The organism is Microcoleus sp. Pol12B4 (assembly GCF_036701385.1).
Lineage (GTDB): Bacteria > Cyanobacteriota > Cyanobacteriia > Cyanobacteriales > Microcoleaceae > Microcoleus.
This window is the reverse complement of sequence record NZ_JAUBQR010000133.1, coordinates 1-4132: the sequence shown is the minus strand read 5'-3', so window position 1 is coordinate 4132 and position 4132 is coordinate 1. Positions and strand designations below refer to the sequence as shown.

Sequence of the window (4132 nt, the reverse complement as noted above, 5' to 3'; positions counted from 1 at the left end):
ATCGATTAACTACCAGACTCTTGACGGTTCGGCAAGTTCAGCAGGCACAGCAGCGGATTACACTAGCGCGACAGGGGTGTTGAGTTTTGCTGCGGGGCAAACTACCGCTAGTTTCACCGTGACGGCTTTGACTGATTTAAATGTGGAATCATCGCCGGAAAGCGTGAATTTGGTGCTCTTCGGTGGCAATATCGGCAGTAGTCCGTCAATTTTGACGATTAGTGATGTGCCGCCAACTGGGACGACCCCAACTCCGACCCCAACTCCAGCAACATCAACAGCAACCCAGTTTGTTTTTAGTGCGGCTACTTTCACCACTCCGGAATCATCTGGCTTTGCTACGGTGACAGTCAATCGCATCGGCCCCAATACGGCTGCCGGAACCATTAGCTACAGTACTCTTGACGGCACCGCCCTATCAACTGGAGGAACTGCGGCTGATTATGCGTCTACTGCTGGTGTACTCAACTTTGGCCCTGGGGTAACTTCCACGACGTTCAACATCTTTGTCAATGCTGATACTGTGCCTGAAATGACTGAGAGTGTTAACCTATATCTCAACAACGGCCCCGTCGGCACTCCGTCAACAGCAAGACTAGACATTATTGACGGTAGCAGCAGTGCATCTGGCAATATCTTCCAGTATAGTGCGTCTAATTACGGCTCGATCGCCACTCAGGGGGGCAACACAACGGTTACAGTTACCCGCTCAACCGGCTTAGGTGCAGCATCGATTGATTATATTATTCTGGCGGGTACTCCAGGCGCCGGCCCTGCACCTGTATATGGTACCGACTACCTGCTTAACCCGGGCGGCCCCACTGGCGGCACGTTGTCCTTCGCCAACGGCCAACTCAGCCAAACCTTTACTATTCAAGACAACCCATTTAGTACCAATAATGGGATTGTGCGCTTAGGTCTTGCTAACCCCACTGCGGGCTACAGTTTCGGCAGTACAGCGGCAACAAGTATCACTCTCATCTAAGGCTGTTAGTAGGGCGAGGAATCCTTGCTCTACTAATATGTCCCGCAAGTAGTTAAATGCTTTTTATCAGTCTGATTCCTCACTACAGCTTTTTTCAAGAAAGCGAGGTACGCGGGTAAAATCTTCGCTGTGTGACAGTCGCTGGCACCGACAACTAATGGAATTCACCCACAGGGCCGATTGTGGGCGGTCTCGACCCGAATCCCCTTGCTGGTGCTAGTTTCGTGGCTTTCAACCCATTTGCTACTTCGGTCTGATAGAACCATTTCAAGGTCGTACTCTTAGATGCTGCGCGCGTTATTCGAGTACGACCTTAAACCCTTGTATATGGAAAGAATTAGATGGCGATTTGCCATTGGGTAGGGGTTTTTGAGATGGTCGGTTTTTGGCAATAATTTTTTGTAAAACCTGCCCCTAGAATTATCGATTGGATATTATTGTTTTTTTGCGTTTACCGACTTAATCCTTAATTTGTTGATAAGCTTGCTGACACTCTTCAAAGGTTGAGGCGGAAGTTTCCCTATTCCCAAAATATAGTTGCTGATGTATTTTTATCAAAGTTTCGTAAGGCGCTGGCTGGGGTAATTGCTGGATTAATTGCAAATATTCGCCATCAGTGCGACTGGGTTGGTGAATCGCGGTTCCCGCATCATTTAACCGCTGCAACCGCCATGTAAAGACAGCGGCAAGCTTGGCGGTATTTCCCTTGTTGCTGCAACTTTTGCGATCGCAACAACCACTCTGCTACTGACAAATCTTTAATTGTTTTTTTCGCACTTCCATCAGTTGTTTGATTTTTCTTTTTAAAATTATGAATGTAAAAAAGTAACAGTTGCTAAATCTGCCAACTCGCCCAGACTGCGAGCAATGCTAAAATTAACCAAAAGGTGGCTTTAGCGATCGCACCCAATATCGAGGAATCAAACCAAGATGGCAATTTGACATTCGGTATATTTTGGGCAGTTTTTAGTTCCCACCTCTCCTGCAATCGCTGTTGCGACTGTCCTAATTGCCAACCCAAATTAGTTTTATCAAAGGAACTTTCAGACATAGATTTACATCTATGAGTAGATTTTTGATTGCGGATTGGAATTTTTTTTCTTCTATCATTATCCCCAAATCCCGGACTTCTTAAAGAAATCTGGGATAAGAAAGCGCGATCGCATTTGACGTTTGATTAGGAACACTTAAATGCCGAGTTATTGTCCCTAATCCAAATCGCCGCGCGATGGAGAATCGCATTTGAGTGACATTCTTCTAAAGTGGCGGTGCGTTTCGTTCTGAAGAAACCTAGAGATGGGGGGAATTCAGGCTCTAATAAGGTAATCCAATATGGATTGAGTTCGCACTTTAATCCCTTGTTAGATGACAACTTGTTCGTCTTGTGGGTGAGAACACTGTTCAAGTCCCATCCCGCTGGTGCTGCGGTGAAAGCATCACCCCTGCGGTAGCGATTAGCCATCAATCCGTAAAGCGGGGTGAAAAGGCGGTAACTGGAAAACCTATTCTAGAACCCCGCCGAGCAGGAGTTTATGGGTAGCGAAAGCAAAGGTACATCCGAACCATCGTGATAGATAACCAGCGAAACAGGTTGATACGCTGGGAGTCCCAAAAGGGCAAGGATTGGTAATAAAGGGACTTCACCTTCAATTTACCACAGGGTTGGCAATTCGTTGCTTGACCAACTAAGCACTCTGTAATAAACCCGGTGGAAAGTACCACCCTAAGAACTCTAAACAAAGACAAACAGGAACGAAATAACCTACCGTTTGCTCTCTGTAAAAGTCGATTTTCAGAGTAGGTGCTAACCGTATGCAACGGCAAGTAGAGATTGGGTCAAAAGCGAAAGCTCCCTTGTAACGAGGGAGATATGCAGACAGACCCACTGTGTCTCGGAAGATAGAGTCTCCAGTAGCAATGAAAAAGTCATGAGCACGGTAAAACCGATGTATGAATGGAACAAGACTCCTTGGCGAAAGCTGGAAAGAGTAGTGTTCAAGTTGCAGAAAAGAATCTATCAAGCCGCCAATCGTGGTGATATTAAGACACTTCGCAGACTTCAAAAGTTGTTGATGAAGTCCTGGGCTGCAAAATGCTTAGCGGTTCGTAGGGTTACTCAGGATAACAAAGGAAAAAAGACGGCAGGTGTGGATGGTGTTAAATCACTAACCCCAAAGCAACGCCTTGACCTAATAGGTAATATAAACCTGAGTTCAAAGGTCAGCCCAACCAGGCGAGTATGGATTCCCAAGCCTGGTACAGAAGAGAAGCGACCTTTAGGAATCCCAACAATGAAAGACCGGGCATTGCAGGCGCTTGTTAAACTGGCACTAGAACCAGAATGGGAAGCGCGATTTGAACCGAATCAATATGGGTTCAGACCTGGGCGCTCGTGCCAAGATGCTATCGGGGCAATATTTAATGCGATTAGGTATAAGCAAAAATACGTGCTAGATGCCGACATCGCCAAATGCTTCGACAAAATCGACCATGAAGCACTGCTTAAAAAATTAAATACATTCCCGCTTTTACGCCGCCAAATCAGGGCATGGCTCCGAGCGGGGGTGATGGACGGACAGCAGTTGTTTCCAACACTTGAGGGTACACCACAGGGTGGAGTCATTTCTCCACTACTGGCTAATATAGCTCTCCACGGGATGGAACATCAAATTAAGGAATTTGCCAAAACCTTGGACATCAAAAAGTCAACAGGAAAAGGACAAATAAGCTGGCAACAGAAATGTAAAAGCATATCCTTAATAAGATACGCCGATGACTTCGTAATTCTCCACGAAGATTTAACCGTTGTTCAAAAGTGTAAAGAGATAATCTCTGAATGGTTAAAAGGCATGGGTTTGGAGCTAAAATCCAGTAAAACAAGGATAGCTCACACAATGAGCAGCCATGATGGACAGTCTCCAGGATTTGATTTCCTGGGGTTTAAAGTCAGGCAATATCCATCTGGCAAATATACTAGCGGGAAAAACCCCCAAGGTAAACTACTGGGTTTCAGCACAGTCATCACCCCAAGCCCGGAAAAAGTCAAGATACACCTCAAAGAAATCGCAAGAGTAATAGACACCCACAAAGCCAAATCTCAATCAGATTTAATCCAGAGTTTAAATCCTGTAATTATAGGATGGGCTA

5 protein-coding genes are annotated in these 4132 nt (G+C 45.8%); 2 read left to right on the top strand and 3 right to left on the bottom strand.

Annotated features, from left to right (window positions below):
* The coding region (locus QUA38_RS18220; RefSeq protein ID WP_333164134.1) for a Calx-beta domain-containing protein at window positions 1-985 on the top strand (985 nt) is incomplete at its 5' end.
* A 459-nt stretch (window positions 986-1444) separates the two neighbouring features.
* On the opposite strand, the gene QUA38_RS29415 is transcribed toward QUA38_RS18220, so the two are convergent.
* The 3 genes from QUA38_RS29415 to QUA38_RS18210 form a co-directional block, all read right to left on the bottom strand.
* Window positions 1445-1651, bottom strand: coding sequence for a DUF4129 domain-containing protein (locus tag QUA38_RS29415; protein WP_445305070.1), 207 nt, complete (start codon window positions 1649-1651; stop codon window positions 1445-1447).
* Between the two features lie 169 nt (window positions 1652-1820).
* Window positions 1821-2036, bottom strand: coding sequence for a hypothetical protein (locus tag QUA38_RS18215; RefSeq protein WP_333094813.1), 216 nt, complete (start codon window positions 2034-2036; stop codon window positions 1821-1823).
* Between the two features lie 126 nt (window positions 2037-2162).
* Window positions 2163-2447, bottom strand: coding sequence for a hypothetical protein (locus QUA38_RS18210; RefSeq protein ID WP_333164131.1), 285 nt, complete (start codon window positions 2445-2447; stop codon window positions 2163-2165).
* 466 nt (window positions 2448-2913) lie between these two features.
* Between QUA38_RS18210 and QUA38_RS18205 the strand changes: the two genes are divergently transcribed.
* The coding region (locus tag QUA38_RS18205; protein ID WP_333164127.1) for a reverse transcriptase domain-containing protein at window positions 2914-4132 on the top strand (1219 nt) is incomplete at its 3' end.

Bases quoted from the DNA above. Each gene is read 5' to 3' on its own strand.
- QUA38_RS18215 (WP_333094813.1), bottom strand. From the start codon at position 2,036: ATGTCTGAAAGTTCCTTTGATAAAACTAATTTGGGTTGGCAATTAGGA.
- QUA38_RS18210 (WP_333164131.1), bottom strand. From the start codon at position 2,447: ATGGCTAATCGCTACCGCAGGGGTGATGCTTTCACCGCAGCACCAGCG.